Source organism: Mesorhizobium sp. M1217 (assembly GCF_040318275.1).
Classification (GTDB): domain Bacteria; phylum Pseudomonadota; class Alphaproteobacteria; order Rhizobiales; family Rhizobiaceae; genus Mesorhizobium.
In genome coordinates this window covers 1-883 of the sequence record NZ_JAMYMA010000058.1, presented here as the reverse complement: position 1 = coordinate 883, position 883 = coordinate 1, and the positions used below count along the sequence as shown (strand labels likewise).

1 protein-coding gene is annotated in these 883 nt (G+C 62.1%); it reads right to left on the bottom strand.

The window, feature by feature from the left end; genetic code table 11:
* Positions 1-869, bottom strand: an 869-nt coding sequence (locus tag NKH37_RS33980) for an IS256 family transposase (RefSeq protein WP_352596375.1), incomplete at its 3' end; no start/stop codon positions are given.
* Positions 870-883 lie beyond the last annotated feature (14 nt).

Sequence of the window (883 nt, the reverse complement as noted above, 5' to 3'; positions counted from 1 at the left end):
GCCTTCATGCCGGCTTCGGCGTCCTTGGCCCGGTAGATCGCGCGCAGCGCCGGCACGACGGACTTGCGGTCCTTCCAGGACACGAACTCCAGGGAATGACGGATCAGGTGCACGATGCAGGTCTGGACGACAGTCTGGGGAAAGACGGCGTTGATCGCCTCGGGGAAGCCCTTGAGGCCGTCGACGACGGCGATCAGGACGTCGGCGACGCCACGGCTCTTCAACTCGTTCATGACGCGCAGCCAGAACTTGGCGCCCTCGGTCTGCTCGATCCAGATGCCGAGAATCTCCTTCGTGCCGTCCGGCAGGATGCCGAGCGCGATGTAGACGGCCTTGTTCCTGACGAAGCCCTCGTCCCTGATCTTGACCCGTATGGCATCGAAGAAGACGAGCGGATATACCGCGTCCAGCGGCCGGTTCTGCCACTCGGCCACTTCCTCCAGGACCGCATCGGTAACCGCCGAGATCAGGTCCGGCGACACGTCGATGCCGTAGAGCTCCTCCAGATGGCCGCGGATCTCGCGCACTGTCATGCCGCGCGCGTACATGGAGATGATCTTGTCATCGAAATCGGGAAAACGGCGCTGGTATTTGGCGATCAGCTTCGGATCGAAGGTCCCGGCCCGGTCGCGCGGGATCGACAGCGTCATCTTCGACGTGCCCGTCAGCACCGACTTCCGCGAATGGCCGTTGCGGCGATTGACGCTGCCGTCGGTGCGTTCGTCCTCAAGGTGCTCGTCGAGTTCAGCGTTCAGAATCCGTTCCGAAAGCGCCTTCTTCAGGTCGTCGAGCAATCCGTCCTTGGCAAACACCTCATTCGGATCGCGGCCGGCAAGCAGTTGGTCCAGAAGTTCCTTCTCAATAGCCATGCGATGATTCTCTC